Annotated in this window: 14 protein-coding genes; 2 read left to right on the top strand and 12 right to left on the bottom strand. The window is 44.1% G+C overall.

Annotated features, from left to right (window positions below; translation table 11 throughout):
• Positions 1-43: 43 nt before the first annotated feature.
• A complete protein-coding gene (locus tag ACJJIQ_RS02600; RefSeq protein WP_445363613.1) occupies positions 44-1,561 on the bottom strand; it encodes an MFS transporter in 1,518 nt (505 codons plus the stop codon).
• Between the two features lie 357 nt (positions 1,562-1,918).
• Here ACJJIQ_RS02600 and ACJJIQ_RS02595 point away from each other — a divergent pair, with 357 nt between their 5' ends.
• Complete coding sequence (locus ACJJIQ_RS02595; RefSeq protein WP_445362554.1) at positions 1,919-2,944, top strand: IS630 family transposase; 1,026 nt, start codon at positions 1,919-1,921, stop codon at positions 2,942-2,944.
• A gap of 312 nt (positions 2,945-3,256) precedes the next feature.
• Here ACJJIQ_RS02595 and ACJJIQ_RS02590 read toward each other — a convergent pair whose 3' ends face one another.
• The 7 genes from ACJJIQ_RS02590 to ACJJIQ_RS02560 form a co-directional block, all read right to left on the bottom strand.
• Positions 3,257-4,069: a NosD domain-containing protein gene (locus ACJJIQ_RS02590; protein ID WP_445363612.1), complete on the bottom strand. Its 813-nt coding sequence runs from the start codon at positions 4,067-4,069 to the stop codon at positions 3,257-3,259.
• 340 nt (positions 4,070-4,409) lie between these two features.
• Positions 4,410-5,441 (bottom strand): hypothetical protein, encoded by a 1,032-nt coding sequence (locus tag ACJJIQ_RS02585; protein WP_445363611.1) that lies wholly within the window; start codon positions 5,439-5,441, stop codon positions 4,410-4,412.
• 33 nt (positions 5,442-5,474) lie between these two features.
• Entirely contained in the window at positions 5,475-6,500 is a 1,026-nt protein-coding gene (locus tag ACJJIQ_RS02580) for a hypothetical protein (protein WP_445363610.1), read from the bottom strand.
• Positions 6,501-6,605: 105 nt separating this feature from the next.
• Positions 6,606-7,631, bottom strand: coding sequence for a hypothetical protein (locus ACJJIQ_RS02575; RefSeq protein WP_445363609.1), 1,026 nt, complete (start codon positions 7,629-7,631; stop codon positions 6,606-6,608).
• A gap of 110 nt (positions 7,632-7,741) precedes the next feature.
• Entirely contained in the window at positions 7,742-8,830 is a 1,089-nt protein-coding gene (locus ACJJIQ_RS02570; RefSeq protein WP_445363608.1) for a hypothetical protein, read from the bottom strand.
• Positions 8,831-9,517: 687 nt separating this feature from the next.
• Positions 9,518-11,152: a PepSY-associated TM helix domain-containing protein gene (locus ACJJIQ_RS02565; protein WP_445363607.1), complete on the bottom strand. Its 1,635-nt coding sequence runs from the start codon at positions 11,150-11,152 to the stop codon at positions 9,518-9,520.
• Between the two features lie 4 nt (positions 11,153-11,156).
• Positions 11,157-11,561, bottom strand: coding sequence for a hypothetical protein (locus tag ACJJIQ_RS02560; RefSeq protein ID WP_445363606.1), 405 nt, complete (start codon positions 11,559-11,561; stop codon positions 11,157-11,159).
• Positions 11,562-11,965: 404 nt separating this feature from the next.
• On the opposite strand from ACJJIQ_RS02560, the gene ACJJIQ_RS02555 reads away from it, so the two are divergent.
• The gene (locus ACJJIQ_RS02555; RefSeq protein ID WP_445363605.1) at positions 11,966-14,053 is read left to right on the top strand and encodes a TonB-dependent receptor; all 2,088 of its coding nucleotides are present in this window, start codon (positions 11,966-11,968) and stop codon (positions 14,051-14,053) included.
• Between the two features lie 91 nt (positions 14,054-14,144).
• Here the strand turns inward: ACJJIQ_RS02555 and ACJJIQ_RS02550 are convergent, their stop codons facing one another.
• From ACJJIQ_RS02550 to ACJJIQ_RS02535, 4 genes are all read right to left on the bottom strand, one after another.
• Positions 14,145-15,011 carry a hypothetical protein gene (locus ACJJIQ_RS02550; RefSeq protein ID WP_445363604.1) on the bottom strand — a complete coding sequence of 289 codons (867 nt, stop codon included), beginning with the start codon at positions 15,009-15,011 and terminating at the stop codon, positions 14,145-14,147.
• Between the two features lie 726 nt (positions 15,012-15,737).
• Complete coding sequence (locus ACJJIQ_RS02545; RefSeq protein ID WP_445362101.1) at positions 15,738-16,865, bottom strand: ISAs1 family transposase; 1,128 nt, start codon at positions 16,863-16,865, stop codon at positions 15,738-15,740.
• 17 nt (positions 16,866-16,882) lie between these two features.
• Entirely contained in the window at positions 16,883-17,149 is a 267-nt protein-coding gene (locus ACJJIQ_RS02540) for a hypothetical protein (protein WP_445363603.1), read from the bottom strand.
• Positions 17,115-17,681 (bottom strand): right-handed parallel beta-helix repeat-containing protein, encoded by a 567-nt coding sequence (locus ACJJIQ_RS02535; protein ID WP_445363602.1) that lies wholly within the window; start codon positions 17,679-17,681, stop codon positions 17,115-17,117. The genes ACJJIQ_RS02540 and ACJJIQ_RS02535 overlap by 35 nt, the downstream gene beginning before the upstream one ends.
• Between the last annotated feature and the right edge of the window lie 235 nt (positions 17,682-17,916).

Below are 17,916 nucleotides of genomic sequence, written 5' to 3'. Positions count from 1 at the left end.
GAGGTGAAGTACTTGACGTGGAACTCCATGGCTTTTTTAATGATTAGCCAACGTCATCAAGTGACTTCCCCGTCATTTCTATCCGGTACTTCCAGGTTATCATTGCGCCAATCAAGGAGGTCACCGCTAGTGCACTAAGCAACATACTTGCGCCAATGTCGCTAAGTAAAATTGGAAAAAAAAATGCGATAGCGACACCCCCGAACTTTGAGACGGATGCGGCCAATCCCGCACCAGCACCACGATAGCGGGTCGGGAATACCTCCCCAGCGATTAGATAAGTCTGAGAATTTGGCCCCAGATTATTCATCAAGTTGAACAACATAAACCCCCCGAAAATGAATGGTAACTGTTGGCTAGTATTTAAAGATTCTCCATAGGCGGCAATAAGAAGGCCGAGTGCACAACCAAGGAAGCCAAGAACTTGCAATCGGATACGCCCCACCCTATCCACAAATATAATTGCTAGAATAACGCCAACTACCAGCATTACATCGATTAATGCTGCCCCTTTCGCCGCCTCGACTTTGTTATGGATTAATTCCGAAATGGAGCGTGCATGGGGTGACGCATATCCCAACACATTCGCTAAAATTACTGGCGTGAAGATACCAACGCCATAGGTTCCCAAATCCTGCAAAAACCAGGGAATAGAAGAGAGTTTGATTGCTTTTCGAGAATTCTTATCCTGAAGTAAATGCTTAATACTCGATAGTTCACCTATCTTTTTTTCATTCGTCTCCGCTGTGGCAACATTCTTCAATAAGAATCTGGACGGGTATGGTGGATCTCTTTTCAACAGTTGGCTGATAGATTTCTCCGCCTCAGGCATGCGACCTTTAGCCAGAAGCCACATCGCACTCTCTGGAATATAGAAACGTCCAACCGTGATCAAAATCGCTGGAACAATCGCCGCAGCATACATATACCGCCAAGCTTCCAGGGAGGGATACCAAGAGAGGACCAAAAATGCGAGACCTGTACCCACCAAAATTCCAACAGCCTGAAAACTAAAGGCTCCGAGCACCAGCCTACCCCGCAAGCGCGATGCCATACTTTCAGAGATCATCATGTGAGCAGTGGGATAATCACATCCAAGCGCCAATCCCAGGCCAAATAATGAAATAACAATCACGAGATAAGAATCTGCGAAGGTCAATATCACCAGGAAAAAGATAAACATGATCATCTCAGCGATGAACATTTTCCGCCGGCCATAATGATCGCTGAGCCCTCCTAGGGTTATCGCTCCAACCAGAATTCCAAACAATGTCGCCGATGTCACAAAGCCCATACTAAAGACGGTCAAACCAAATTCTTTAGCAATTAAAATGTGAGATACCCCAGTCATGAAGACGATCATTCCCTCGAAAAATTTACCAGCTGTCGCAAGCCACCAAATTCGCCACTGCATTGGCGTAAAAATATTCTGCGGAATCGAGGTTCCATCACACCAAACGGGAGTTTCGTCAATGTAATAGTCAGCCGAATGGTGTTCGCTGAACCGGGCATTTTCAGTCAATGACGGATTTGGAGTGCCATCGGGCTCATTTCTCTCCATAACTACTTCTTTAAATACCCCAGTGAATTATGGCGAACACTAGCATAAAGTGATGACAACTAAGTGATCGAAATATCAGTATTAAGAAAGATTCGAAAGCATGGTCTGTTACTACATTAGACTAAGGCGGTCGGTGATGCTTTTGTAGGTAAAGACATACCATAAGGCAGCTACTATTATCAGCCCTTGAAGTGTAGTAGTTCAGACTTGACCTGACAGTTACCGATTTTTCAGAAGGTGTTCTGTCAGGTCAAGTCTGAACTACTACAACTAATTATATAGTGGGCATACTATTATTCAGGTAATTAGTTACTAGCGGGGCAGAAATAATCAGTACACCCTGGTAATATAAACTGCATGAAATACGATGCCAGAAAACTTAGTACTGAGGAGCAGCACCTCATACGTAAAATTGCTGTTCAGCGAGTATTTGATGGAGAATCTGCGGCGGAGGTTAGTCGTAGCTTAGGGCTGGGGAGCAGAACTATTTTCCCATGGTTAAGGACTGCTCGGGAGAAAGGTATTGAAGCGCTATCTCCAAAAATTAGACCTGGACGCGGTAGAAAACTGTCAGCTATTGAAGAAGAGGAAGTCAAACGATGGATTATTGGTGGCGATCCAAGGCAATATGGCTTTGATTTCGGATTGTGGACACGTCAGATCGTATCGGATTTGATTTTTGAGAGATTCAAAATTGAACTTAGCGTTTCTAGTGTCGGCACACTTCTACATCGACTGGGCCTGACGCCACAAAAGCCTCTACGAAGAGCTTACGAGAGAGATGAGAAGGCGGTGAATAAATGGGTAAAGGAAGTCTATCCAAAGATTAAATCTTATGCGAAAAAAACTGGTGCAGAAATATTTTGGCTGGACGAGGCTAGTATCAGATCAGACGATCCACTCCAAAGGACATGGGGAGAAAAAGGAAAAACTCCAGTGGTAAAAACGAGTGGTCAAAGACAGTCAATCAATGCGATCTCAGCTTTATCGAATAGAGGTGGCTTCTGGTATCATATTTATAGTGGAAAGTTCACGGCAGAAAAGTGCGTAGAATGCTTCAAAAATTTCCAGAGAAGTCAGAAAAGACCAGTGATTCTCATTGTTGATGGGCACCCAGTACACAAATCGAAAAAGGTATTGGAGTATGTCGATTCACAGGATGGAAAGCTTGAAATGGTGTTCTTACCGCCATATGCACCAAACCTAAATCCAGATGAGTTGGTCTGGAATCATATGAGAAATATAGGGACTTCAAAGAGGCCGCTGAAAAAAGGTGAGACACTACTGAGTCGTGCAAATGCAGATTTGCAGAGCATCAAGAAAAATAGAAAACTTGTGAAATCATTTTTTCAAGAGTCGACTGTATTCTTTGCTGCTGCCTAGGTAGTAACTACGACAAACTACCAACATTAAGGGTTTTAAAACTTTACTAAAATTAGAGGTGGGCACGGTATGGCATCCGCACTGCTCAACTTTTCTTTTGCCTTCACTTCCGCAATTTACAGTTTCACAAGGATACATGGAAATACCTTCAGTGAAATTCGTCCCCATATCAATGACAGTCTCATTTTGTCTTCTCCTGATATTAGCCATGGCGCTAAGACAAAAGAGGTTCTAATCGGAGCTATATAGCTTTGGATGGCATACTTATTGAGCAAGCAACACGCTATTCTCCCACCAATAACAAGAATTCAATTATTCCAAGCAACTTGGGCTAGCTGTATCGAATATGTTACCAAACCAAGTATTACTGGAGAGGCAAGCATCAGGAGTCTCATCTACCAAATCACCTTCACCATTACTACCAGTCACCTGATTTCCAGAAATAATGTAGTTCATTGAAGGTGGATCCACTATATCAAAATCCATCATGATACCGCTATCTGAAGAATTCGATATCACATTCTGTATCACTAACCCATTAACACTTGGAGGCTCTATAATAATTCCAAAAATAGATCCATCAATGGTATTCTGAATAACCTGACTGAAACTACCCGCAATTACAATCCCTGCTATAGCATCACTATTACCACTTAGAGAGTTCCCTGAAATACGACTGAAATCCCCATTGAGTTGAAAACCAATGCTACCAGGACCACCTGAAAGAAACATTGAGCCATTAATAGAATTGTTGTCACTCTCCACTATAAAACCCACCCCTGGACTATCAGAAATCAAACCTTGAACTGAATGAAATCCATCGCCTTCTAAAAAGACAGAAATTCCACAAGTGTCTATGGTACCTCCTACTAATACAGCTCCTAAACCTTCAAGAGAGATCCCTGCGCTATCACTATCTTCACAAGTAAGTACATAACCGTTCATGTCCAGGCTTCCGGAAGGCCCTTCTATTGTGACCTGTGTTTCAAGGTCACAGGAAATATCCTGACTGAGAACTTCTGCAGTCGTTATCGTATCTCCACACTGAACATCTGCCAGAGAGAAAATTGGCTTTGATATAAAGATTGTTAATAATGCCAATGATGCACATACCTTCAGATTCATCTTTTCCTCTAGAATAAATATTTGTCAAAGAGCTTTGATATACGAACAAGAATAGTAGCCTACAAGAAATACTTTAAATGGCTCCGAAGACCAACAATGGAGGATTTTAGTGAAGTGTTAAAGGCCTTCACTTCCTAACAAAATCCTTAAATTGCCAATGTGTACGCTAAAAATTCCTAGCCAAAAGAGTTCTCCGAAAAATTAAGCCAGGTGATGCGCCACTGAGAATCCCCTGGAAGAAAAAAGGCGCATCAGCTGACTAGTTTGATATAGAGCACGCTATTAAACAAAGTTTTTCACAAGCAGAAACCTACCCACCTCTACACATTGAGAGTAAAACTTATTGCAAGCCGAGCACGGTATTATTATCCCCAAACTGGACGGCGGTGGCCAGATTACTAACCGTTGTCTGACTTAATCTCAACTGATTGGTATCACCATCCTGAATGGCTACTGCGGTATTAAAACTCTGTAGCTGTACTATCAAGGAATCATTAAGCAAACCACTTAACTGTAACGTTTCTCCAAAATTAAACTCATTGCTTTGCACAGTTTCCGCAGTATTAATCCCACCGCGCTGTTCAGTTAGCGCAGTATTAAAAGCACCAATCTGCTCATGTATCACCTCAAGGCTGGTACCCCTCTGCAGGATATAGCTGTCATGACCAAGATTCTCCTGAGTAGAATCAATAGAATTAGTATTCCCACTTTGAAGGGCAAACGAACTAGATGCCGAAGCAGAGTCTTGTGTAATCTCCAAACTCATAGAGTTACCTAACTGAATCCCTACAGCAGAATTATCTATTGCCGATCTTTGATTCATCTGGAAAGTTAAGCTTTCTCCAATTTGAAGCACGAACACCTCATTCTCGGAACTATTTTGAACACCGCCCTGATTGACGGCGCCTTGGTTAGCAACACCTAGCTGAGTAACCGTCGCTGAATTCCCAACTCCATTATTCTGCCCTATTGTAATATCGTTACTTATCCCACCCTGGAAAACAAAAGTAGAGCTATCGTCGATATCACCCTGAACTGAAGACGCCGTATTCCCCTCTCCAAACTGATACTGTACAGCTATTGAGTCAATTGCTGCCTCCAGCTGTTCCGCACTAGCGGATTGATTACTGCCCACCTGTCGCTGGATAATAGTGCTGGATTCGGCAAAAGGACCTTGAGATGCGGAGGCCTCATTATTAACACCAATTTGTAGTTGAATAATGGTACTTCCATTTACATCAGGACCACTCTGATCGCCCTGTGCCGTATTACCTTGCCCGATTTGAATGAGCTGGTAGGTATTGTCAGAAGCTATCCCTACTGCACTGGAAATCGAAAACAGAACGCAGGCCATTAGAGAACTGTATTTCATTAGCTGTTACTCCCTTTCATCTGATAATATTGATTACTGAAGTCCTAAAACTGTGTTGTTGTCACCATACTGGGCGGAAGCAGTTAAGTTTCCAGCCGTAGTTTGGCTAAGCCGAGTAGAATTACTAGCCCCGGTTTGTACGGCAGCCGCTGTATTAAATGCCTCCAACTGTACGATTAACGATTCATTTAGCAAGCCACTAAACTGAAGTGTTTCAGCAGAGTTAAACCCTACACCTTGCACAGTTTCAGCGGTATTTATTCCACCAAATTGCTCTGTATATGCAGTATTAAAAGCACCAACCTGTTCATGTACAGTCTCAAGACTGGTTCCATTCTGTAGTATAAAGCTATCATGCCCTAAATCCCCTTGGGTAGATTGAGCAAAGTTGTTATTTCCTCCCGCCTGTATAATGACAGCATTAGATAGTGAAGCTGAATTTTGCTCGATAACCAATTCCAGCAAGTTGCCCGCCTGGAAACCTGTTGCAGTATTCGCTGAGCCCATAAATTGATTAATAAGGTAAGAGAGATTCCCCCCTACCTGAATCATAGCCCCCTGATTGCCAGCACCATCTCTTTGCGCAGTAGAACCATTATTATTAACCCCGATCTGAGTTACACTAGAAGAATCATCAATACTGTTTTGGTGATCCACCATTACTCGGTTAGAAGAACCCACTTGTACAATTGAGCTTGAGCTACCTATAGACTCAAACTGCAACGAAGAGCCAAAATTATTATCCCCAATCAAATTAATTGTCGAAGATGTAAAAATAGTATTCCCTTGAAGAGAAGCTGCTGAGTTTGAATCTCCAATTTCGACTTGAACGATACTACTTGACACTACCAGTCCGCTCCGGATCACCTCTCCATCATTATTATTACCAATTTGCACTTGAATTATCGTACTGTCCACTACGACTGCATCACTATGATCAGCCGAGGCCATATTGTCATCACCGATTTGAATAAGTTCGTAGGTATTATCAGCAGCTACGGAAAACGTGCTTACTATCGTAACAAGTACACCTACCGAGAAAGACTTATATTTAGTCATCACTATATCCCTGTGAGATTAAATTTGGCCAAAATTATTGTTTCTAGACAGCCTCCCCAAATAATAAGGAAGGCTGGATCTATTCACGAACTTAAAATCAACAAGCTACTGAAGGCCCAATACCGTATTGTTATCACCGTACTGAGCAGAACCTGCAAGGTTTCCGGCTGTTGTTTGGCTAAGCCTTGTAGAATTGCTGGCTCCTGTTTGAACAGCAGCCGCTGTATTAAATCCGCCAAACTGCAATATCAAAGATTCATTAAGTAAACCACTAAACTGGAGTGTTTCTGCAGTGTTAAACCCAACGGTCTGTATCGTTATAGCCGTGTTTATTCCACCAAACTGCTCCGTATACGCTGTACTAAATAGCCCCGTTTGCTCAGTTTCGGCTCCAAGGTTGGTTCCATTTTGAAAAATAAAACTATCATGTCCTAAACCTACCTGACTCGAAATCGCAATATTATTATTCCCACCTGCTTGAATCCCTACAGAATTAGATGCTGAGGCAAAATTCTGGCTAAGAGACATTGAGAGTAAGTTACCAGCCTGAAAACCTGTTGCAGTATTCATCGCACCAGCGTTCTGACTCATAAAAAAGCTGAGGTTTTCACCCGTCTGAACCATCACTCCCACATTACCAGATGCATCCGCCTGAGAGCCAAACCCATTATTATTAACCCCTACCTGGTTAATACTAATGGAATTATTAAGACTACTGGCTTGCTCAACGAACATGGTATTACTGGAACCCGCCTGGAAAATATCACTTACATCTCCCTCCGTATCAAACTGCTGGGAATTACCAGTATTACTTTCTCCATATTGAGCAACTGTAGAGGTCGTAGATATCGCACCTTCCTGCAGCACATCTGACATGTTGTCGGTACCAACTTGTCGCTGGATAACTGTACTAGATATAGTCAAGCCTTCCTGTGTTACCTGAGCATTATTAGAATTGCCAATTTGTACCTGAATGACGGTACTGCCAACTACCGTTATCTCACTCTGATCCGCCGACGCGGTATTACCATTACCAATTTGGATAAGCTCATAAGTGTTATCAGCAGCCACTGAAAAAGCGCTAACCATCGCAGCTAAAATACCCACCGAAATAGGCTTAAACGAATTCATCACTAACTCCTTAAAGCAGCAGGCAATTAGGCTTGCCGCCCCTAATTTTTTGCAGAGCCAAAGAATGTGACAGATATGCCCCTTATCACTTCAGCACTCGAACCTATAATTTACTGAGTTAACATACCCACATTACCGTCTCCTACTTGAGTAGTAGACACACTATTATTAGCGTTGGCTTGTGTAAGAGTGATCTGATTTGAGTTTCCTAGCTGGGAAGTGGAGCTGGCATTAAAGCTAGCCAGCTGAGTGACCATTACAGAGTTTCCTGATCCCCCTAGTTGCATAATATCTACACTATTAAAGGCACCTGCCTGATCGATTTCAGCAGTATTGGTACTGCCATGCTGTTCCGTAGAAACAACACTAAATTCTCCACTTTGAGTAATGTCTACGCTATTTGATTCACCAAATTGCTGAGTGTATGCCTCGTTGTAGACACCGGACTGAGAGTGCCAGGCTTCCAGGCCTTCGCCTTCCTGGCGAATTTCACTGTAGTGCCCGATAGATTGCTGCAGAGTATTTGCGCTATTACCTGTGCCATCCTGAACCACAATTGCAGTAGAATCAAAGGCAAGAATATGACTTATATTTAACGTATTGGAACTTCCATATTGCTCAGTGGTAATACTATTCCCTACGCTTGCAGTTTGTGTCACTGCCGCATTCTGCGCACTACCTTCTTGATGCATAGAGATAGAGTTTGCTGCCGAGCCAGTCTGCGATACACTCAGAGCGTTGGTATCTCCCACCTGAACAATACTAATAAATTCATTCACTGTATTTGTTTGAGTAAATGAGGCTTCATGATTATCCCCAATCTGCACTATCAAAATAGTGCTTAACTCGGCAAACTCCTGCGCAGGTGTCGCTGAGTTATTATCCCCAATTTGCTCCACCAAAATGCTTGATAATACAGAGCCGACCTGAGTTGCCTCAATATAGTTACTATCACCCACCTGTGATTGCTGAATCAAACTGAAGGAAGTAAATAGGTTCTGGGTGGCATATACCTCATTATCATCGCCCACCTGAACTTGGATTACTGTATCACCAATAGCAGAAGGGTCACTTTGGTCTGAGTTAGCGGTGTTACCCGATCCTACCTGAAGGACATCATAGGTGTGGTCTGCGGCAAGAGCGGCAGTTCCAATCATTGAAAATAAAACAGTTGCTGCAACAGGTCTGTACATGCTCATCTAATACTCCTTAAAGATGACAGGTCCAGCTCGAAAGCTTTTACGACGATTTTTTCAAGAACGCAGCATCATTGAGTAGAACAAATATTGAGGCTGTGGCGCATAGCATGGGCCACTTAGGGGCGGGTGGTGACAGTTGAATGACTGGCTTCATAAGTCAAACTCATACTACTTCGCATACAAACAACAATATTGCGATACTTCTTGAGTAATAAAACGATGCTGAAGTCAGTATTAATGAAAAAAGATACTTTCTCTATGAGAGATTAGTTGTGAGCGACTGGGAAGAAAGTGCCTGTCTAGTCGCAATTTACGCCTCACTAAATAATGGAAAATAACTAGTTGTCAGGCAGGAGTATTTGCAGAGAGGAAAAGTGTCTCGGTTTTGAGAGCACCAGTAAATGTATTTAACTCCCAAAATGAAGCATACGATAACCATGGAAAACCACCAGGCATTGAGACAGGAGGAATCGCACTGTCAAAGCAACTCGCTCTACAGATAAGTAGGAGTATTATCAGAAATATTCTATCAAATCATTTCACCGCAGATCTTATTGACCACGACAATAATACTTGCTCATCTACCAGCGTACTTTTTAACATAACCATTGATACCACCACTCCCTTTTACCGACAGTAAACCAATAAAAAAGGGCTCTAAATAGAGCCCTTTTTTAGCCAAAATTGTTAACCCGATGCCTGTGGATGGGTATCAGGTAAAGGATCTTGAATACTACTCTCTATCACGGGCTTCTCTACAAACTCAGACCAGACACTGTCTGCTTCGATTTTTGTCTGCCGCTTGCGAAGATGAACCAAAAGTAAAACAAATGATGTACCTATCAGTAACGCAACAAAGTCAACCGCCCATACCTGAGTGGCAGCTCCCAACAAATCACCTTTGATAAGTGAGCTAATTGGTATCAGGAAAATAGTGGCAATACAGAAGGCAAGAAGCTGTCGAGCAGCAGCCATGGGACGACGTATAAATGCCCAGATCAGCGCAAATAAGAACCCTGTGTAATAAGCAGCTCTCTGCCAAAACTCAATATCCACCTGCGCATGAGGCAACCACTTAACTGCCAGCATACTGGCGGCTATGCCCAGAATAGTACCCAGACCAACGCCCACTGTTAGCCTTGCCATTACCATTGATGAGGTTGTTTGTACCGGTAGAGTCCCCTGCCCTCTGCGTTTCTTACGGCGGCTTTCAATCCACAGTATATTGCCGGTGAGGAATATCAGCGCTCCCATAATGCCGAGAATAAAGTACACCCAGCGCACGGCATTTCCACCAAAACTGCCAAAATGCAGCGAGAAAAAACTCATTACTGCGCCACTGTACCCATTCAAGTTGCTGGGTAGAAAGCTGCTATAGGGAATCTCCCTTTGATAGGGATTACCGAGCACATAGCCGTACTCAGCACCGCGCACCACCTCGCCATGCATGATTCCACCTACTCGCATTCGCGGAGCCCGGGTATCCAGATTTAAATAGAGGATTTCTGCCATCTGGAATTTGGGTTCCCCCTTCTGAATCGCAGCTTCCAACTCTGTGACAGGCACCAACTCAGAGAAGCTCTTCACCTCTGCTGGCGCCGGGCGAGTGAACATGGGGGAATCACCGTAGACCGCCACGCGCAGGGCACCATAAAGCGGATCATGGAAGGCAAATACAAAGGCGGTAAAAGCAATAATCAGGTGAAACGGCAGCGAGGTGATGCCCAGTACATTGTGAAAATCCAGCCAGTAGCGCTTGCGGTTCTTACCCTTTCGGAGTACCAATAAATCCTTAAACCAAGTGGGCAGGAAAACAATCAGGCCCGAAATCAGCGCCACAAAATACAGTGCCGCCACAACACCCAATACATAAGTACCAAAAGCATCGTGGCCCTCACCACCGGGAATACCGGCAGTGCGATGTAAATGGTCGACAAATTCGCCAATGGCGGAAACCGTAAAGCTTTGAGTGATTAGCTCCCCTTTCTCATTGAAACTTGCATACCAGAGAGTATGGTCATGGGTTTCTTCATCCTCGATTTCCCAACTCACCGGTGCCGTCTGCAGACCCGCCAGTGGCAATTGGACGGTCATCTGTTTTGCTGCTTCCGGGTGCGCCTGCAGAACCTCGGAAATAAGGCTGTCATACTGATCGATAGAAATACTCGGCAGGGTGGTCCCAGGCTGCAGAGCCCATTGATTGAGGGGCCCTTTAAACATGGTCAGGGCGCCAGCGACAAAAGCGATATACAGAAACAAGCCCGCAAGAATACCGGTCCAGGTATGCACGCTTTTATAAGTTTTAATCAATTCAACGCGCATATTCTTAGACTCCGAATCTCGCTACCCACAACAGGGTAAACAGCACCAAATTTAGCCCCAGGTAGAGAGACAACATACGCCTGACACTAATAAACAGGTAAACCAGACTTACCAAAGTGAGCCAGACAGGTGTGATCAACCACATCACGAATTGACTTTTATCATCGACCACTACATCACCGGGGCCCCACAGAGCAATCAAACCAGCAACGGCAACTGCAATGGGTAATCCCAAGAAAATTGCACATAGGCTTTTTCCCCACCAGTGGGGTTTATAGCCTTCTAACCCTTTTTCAATTCTCTTCTTTTTCTTTACCAAGACTTTGCCTGGCTTATCCAGCACTCCGCTAAAAGGCAGCAGTCCCAGCGCTAACATAAAAGTGCTAAGAAGCGTAAAGGAAGCTGACATTGCCGAAAAATTTTGGTGGAAAAGCCCCCAGGAAATGACAAGGAGCGCGAAGCTGATGAGAAGAGCGGGGTAAAACTGGAGTGGTCTCTGCTCACGCCACTGCTGATTGGGACACCCTAAATAAAAGACAGAAGACGCAAGGAGACAACTCAATAGGCCGAGTCCCGTTAAAACTGAGGAATACATTTCTAGTTTCACTTAAGGGTTAGAAGCACTACCACTAAAGTGGTAGAAAATTGTTTGCCAGGCACTGATTAATCGGTGCAGCTAAGCCGTTGCCAGACCAAATAATAGTGAGAGTTTATTGCGGCAATTCCCTATTTGCAAATAAGAATGATTAGCATTATATTCGCTGCCGATCTTCCTTGTCGTCCTGACTTCTTTACCTTGCTAGGGATTACGCTATGTATAAACGCCACCTGCTCAGCAAAGCCGTTTCACTCACTATTCTCACTTCGATTGGTGCGACTGCGATCGCTGCAGATGAGAAGAAAGAAGAGTATGCGCCGCAGGCAATGGAAAATGTCATTGTTATTGGCGAGAAAACAGAGCGCTCCCTCAAGGAAACCACGTCTTCGGTATCCGTGATTACCGAAGAAACCTTAAATAGCATGCAACACCTGAGCATTACCGATGCGGTGTCTAATATCTCTAACGTGGTGGTACTTTCCGGCGCTACTCCGGATATTCGCGGTGTGTCCGGTAACGGTTCAGCCACCGGCTTTAACTCCTTTACCGGTGGTGCCAAAGCCCGTGTCTCCACGTTAATTGATGGTGTCGCCGAGCCATTTGTCGCAGACCTCACGGGTGATTCCGGTATTTGGGATGTAGAACAAATTGAAGTATTTCGTGGACCCCAGTCCACCAGCAATGGCCGTAACAGCATTGCCGGCTCTGTATTTATCAAAACCAAAGATCCCAGCTTCGACTGGGAAGGTGCAGCTCGCGTAGGTTACCGCGACCAGGATGGCTACATCGATACTTCTGGCATGATTTCCGGCCCGATTGTTGATGATACCCTCGCCTTCCGCCTGACGGCCCAGCAACTCACCGGCGACACTATCAGTAATGCCCAAGAGTATGAGGGCAACCCCGCTGACTTCGACCTGAACACTCTGGAAACCGAGCGACTGAAAGGCAAGCTTCTGTGGACCCCCACTGAAAAGTTAAAGACATTATTTACTGTGTCCACTAACAGTGAAGAGGGAAATACCGGGCGTATGTACTACACACTAACCGGTGTTGATGACTACGAAACTTATTTCTATCGCGACATGGACACTGAATCCACAACTACCAGCGTTAAAGTGGATTATCAAATCAGCGACGATATATCTATTGAAGTCCTGGCAGCTTATATGGATTACCAGTGGGGCTTTGATTCCTATGAAGAAGAAGCCAGCAGTCAACAGTATGTTCGTATGGACGAACAGAACACCACCATCGATGCCAAGCTAAACTTTGGGCTCAACAATGAAACACTGAATGGTTTCATTGGCTTTGCCCACTTCGAAAGAGATCAAGACTTTAACAGCTACAACAGTGTTACTTATTTTGGTGACGACGAAAGTACCTCTACAGCACTTTATGGTGAAGTGACTTACTCACTGACAGACCGTCTGAATCTGATCAGCGGCCTACGTGTGGAAAAAGAAGAACAAGACCGCTACTTTCATTTTACTTCCTACGGCGAACCCACCAGTGACCCTCTAAATACCGATGAAACCATCATTCTCCCTAAAATTGCGCTGCAATACGATCTAACCGAGGAGACTATTGTTTCTGCCAGTGCGCGCAAAGGTTACAATTCTGCTGGCGGCGCCCTTAAGTTGGACCGCGATACAGATAATAACACCATTTATTATTACTACTACTACGATGAAGAAACCGTTAATACCTATGAGTTGGCTTTACGCAGTTCCTTGGCAAACGGCACCGTCAGCCTAAACGGTAGCTTGTTTTTCAATGAATACTCCGGCTATCAGGCACTCAGCTCTACTCGCAAAATTGTTAATATGGATGCAGTAGAGACCTATGGTGTTGAACTCGAAGCTATCGCAATGCTGACTCCGCAATGGGAATTACGTGCCGGAGTTGGACTGCTGGAGACTGAAATCACCGATGCCGGTGCTGATTATGCAGATGCTGACGGCAACGAACTTAATTCCGCGCCGAACGTCACTGCAAACCTAGGCACCAAGTACTGGATTAGTGATGCGCTTAGCGTAAGGCTCTCGGCCAACTATGTAGGAGAGTACTACGGTGATTTCACTAATACTGAAGAGCGGGTTGCCGGCGATTACACTCTCGCCCGCCTGAATGTTAACTATGAAGGTGAAGATTGGAGCATCGCAGCCTATGTTAACAATGCCTTTAATGAAGAAGGATTCCTCACTATTGAACCGGCAGTAGAAGGTGGCCGCTACCCAGATGGCTACGCAGCCATTGTTGAACCCCGCAATATTGGTGTTTCTGCCACCTACCGCTTCTAATTAGCTCCTTTACCAACAGCTAAAAATCCGGCCCCTAGTTGAGTTTATCTCACACAGGGACCGGAATTCCGATATCGTCCTAAACCTCACCCTACTGCACAATTATTACCATATTGCTGTTTCCAATCTGGGAAACATTAGCATTTTGAAAATCGTTAACCTGGCTAACGGTAAACATATTTAAGTTACCCTGCTGTAATGCCGTGGCAACACCATTCGCTCCGCTTTGGATAGTCGAACCCATATTAGTCAAACCGATCTGAGTGGTACTTGCCAAATTAAAGCTGCCAGATTGAGCGTGGATAATAGTGTTAAATTCATTTTGCTGACTAATGGCACTGGTATTATTATTATCTGTTTGATTCACAGTAGCAGTATTACTATTCCCCAGCTGGCTTAATGTGGAAGTGTTAGTGTCGGATACAAATTGCGACACGGTAGCCACATTCAAGTTCCCCTGTTGAGCAGTTACAGCCGAGCTCGTCGTGCTATTGGTTTGAACAACCGTACCGGTGTTGTTGTCACCCACTTGATTAATAACTGCTGTATCAGTAGTACTACTCGACTGTGTAACCGTGGCAAAGTTAACCAGATTGAACTGATTTATAGTTGCAACACTGGTTGTAGATGCCACCTGATTAATTACGCCAATATTAGTATTCCCATTTTGAGTAATAACGGCAGCCACAGTATCAGATGAATTTTGAGCAACAGTGGAAGTATTTAAATTCCCTGTTTGTATCTGATTAACTGTGCTTCCGGTATTTCCGTTTACCTGAGTGGCAGTGGCTGTATTATTGTCTCCAGTCTGGGTTTGGCTGATAAAGTTAAATGTAACGGTTGGATCACTTTGATCCGCTGTCGCGTTATTACCTACTCCATTTTGGTTCTGAACCGCAACATTGTCGGAGGCAAAAACACCCTGGCTTGCAACAGCAAGCAGGACCGCAGCCGCCAACGGGGCACACCTTTTCATATTTATCTCCTTAGAATATGAAATGTCGCTAAATTAAGATTCTTATACTGCATCAACACACAAAATTAATTAGCACCATATGCAACAACATTAAGAGAAAGCAATTTACGATCAGCTGCGCTTAATTTTGCTAAAACAAATACCGGAACTTCAGCATTTATGCTTATAAACTCTTGCTTCTCAAGGACTCAATCCCCAGCTTCCTTCAGGAATCTATGCTTGATGCTGTGTTGAGTCTTATCCCCGATGGCACTTTCAGCAATAGGAGAATAGTGCGGAAAAAATAGGAAGAAAGTTTTCCAAGTAGGTAGAAATACAGGAAATCGAGCACGCTAAAGCAGTAAACGCCGCTTAGGCAGCGTTTACTAAAGAAAAGATAGCTTTTAAGTAAGACATCAATTTAGTCAAGACAAGAAGGGAATGCAGACGTAAAGTCATTTCCTAACCAGGTATTGCTAGGGAGCCTCTGAGTAACTCTGTGATGCCTCTGGCATGCAGAGCGGTTCACAATCAAGGCGCGGCTTCGCAGGAATGACTAGACCTTTCAAGAAGTCGCAACGCGAAGTGTGAATCGCTGACCTTGAAGGCCGCATCTGCTGCGTTGCAGCTCTTGCAAAGGGCTAGGGCCATTCGCAGCGAGCTGCGCCTAACATCTGCAACCTTCAAGACCCCCAGAGGTATTACCAGGGCTGTCCCATATAAATCAGTCTAAATGGTGGCTGTAATTATCTTGTCCAAGGTTTCATTATCCCAGCCAGCCTTTTTCCGAAGCCTTTTAATGCTCATGTCTTTTTTAAAGCTGGGCTTTGCCGCTTGCAACTGATTGAGTGCCGAATGCCTCAAGATCGCCATGTTTTCTGGTGCATTTCCTGATCTGAAGCGACTATCATCCTCACGAAAAACCACATCTAAAATCCAGTGTAACGAGTTTTCAACACCCCAGTGAGAGCGAATAATATGATTGAGTTCTGCTGAGCACGGCTCTAAACTACTGATATAGTAGCGCGTTTCGCAACTAGTTCGCCCATCTACAGTTCGTTTCGCCTGGACTGCGATAACACTTCTTAGACCGTGCCATTGCTCTTTACCTTCGAGCCAATCAATACTGTTAGTAGAGAGACATTTTCTGGATTCTATTCGGCCTCGGCTCACCTCTTCCACACAATCAGTATCGACATGCTTGTGGTGCTGCATATCGAACAAATTATTAAAATGCGTGGTAATTTGCTGGTGCAGTTTGTCCTGGTTGCCCTTCACAGCAATCACATAATCGCCGCCTCGTTCGATAATTTTCTGAGTGATCGTTTTCTGGCAGCCCATGGCGTCAAGCGTAATAATCGCACCATTAAGATCAAGAATCTCCAGTAACTTCGGTATGGCCGTAATCTCATTCGACTTTTCTTCTACCTTTTGCTGAGCAAGGACAAGTCGCGCCTCGGACGCAAAAGCACTCACCATATGTATAGGAGATCGTTTACTGGCCTGATCGAAGCTGCGCCTTAGCGTCTTGCCATCGATCGCAATCACGTTACCGAGTTCTTGCTGAATACCTTGGACCCACTGCAGAAAGCAGCGCTTAAATTGTTCGGGGTCTAAGCTTGAAATAACACGGCTAAAAGTGTTTTTTGAGGGTATTCCGCTATTTAGCGGGGTGAATCGTTTTAGGTAATCTATCTTAGATTCTGCGAAATCGACAAAATCTCTACAGCTTTCAGCACCACAAATAACACCGCAAAACATGATAAGTAAAATATCGGGCAGGGCGTGCAGCTTGTGCCGATCAACTCGAGGATCTTCCATGTCGTCAAAGTGATGTAAAAGGCTAACGCTATCCATTTTGTCTGAAAAACACTCTATTTATCAAAAAAGATAGCTATTCTAGGTCTATTTTGTTCGTTTTTACACCGATTTATATGGGACAGCCCTGGAGGTATTACGTAGTTACTCAGAGGCTCCCTAGATTCACATGCATCCTTATTCTCATCAAGCAAATCCATATCACCGCTATTTGAAACTTGATTGCTGATGATGACATTATTCTCCTGTTCTAGTCCACGAAGAACGATTCCAACGCCTCCCACTTCTTCACCAAAGGTATCTGCCACAATATTTTGTGCCACTCCCCCCCCCTGACGCGCGGCCTATTTCAATGCCCGATAGGAAACTGTGAGAGACGGTATTTTTAATGACTTGAAAACCATCCCCATCAACCTGTATCCCAGAACCTCCACTTTCTGTAATCACACAAGAGCCTACTTTATTGTTGTCACCAATTATCGACACTCCTGTAGCAGAGCTATCCTCCACTTCACAATCAGCAACATTATTGTTACCGCTCAAGACCTGAATACCAATATTACTGGCATCACCAACTTCTATGTCGAAGATGCTATGAAAACCTTTACCGCCAACCAATATTCCAATACTACAATCGTCTATTTGTTCACCCGTGACGAAAGCACCTGTTCCCTCAATAACAATACCAACATTGTTATTGGAGCATTCTATCCCCCCACTTATCATGGTAAGACTGCCAGAGGGGCCGATAACTGTCAGGGCTGGATCTTCAGCGCAAAATAACTCTTTTTCCAGTACTTCTGCTGAGGTAATAACATCACCGCATTCAGGTACCGCATACACTGGTAATGCCATCCCCCCCCTAGAGAGCCAGCCATAAAGACGAATGACTTTAAAATCCTACTTATTGTTCTCTTTCTCATAATCAATTACACCTTAAGCCTTGCAGACAATAAATTTGGTATTGCGGCACTCTATCTACATAAGAATTAAAGCTACTGAAAAACTACAAATTAAAACAAAATCTTTATCTAAAAGAGTGCCACAACTCTGTTACAACCAGAAATCTTGAGTCAAACACAGATTTTAT

The sequence above is a fragment of the Microbulbifer maximicatervae (SeqCode) genome, assembly GCF_052468295.1.
Note: the sequence above shows the minus strand (reverse complement) of the source record. Positions and strands in the feature narration are given on the sequence as shown.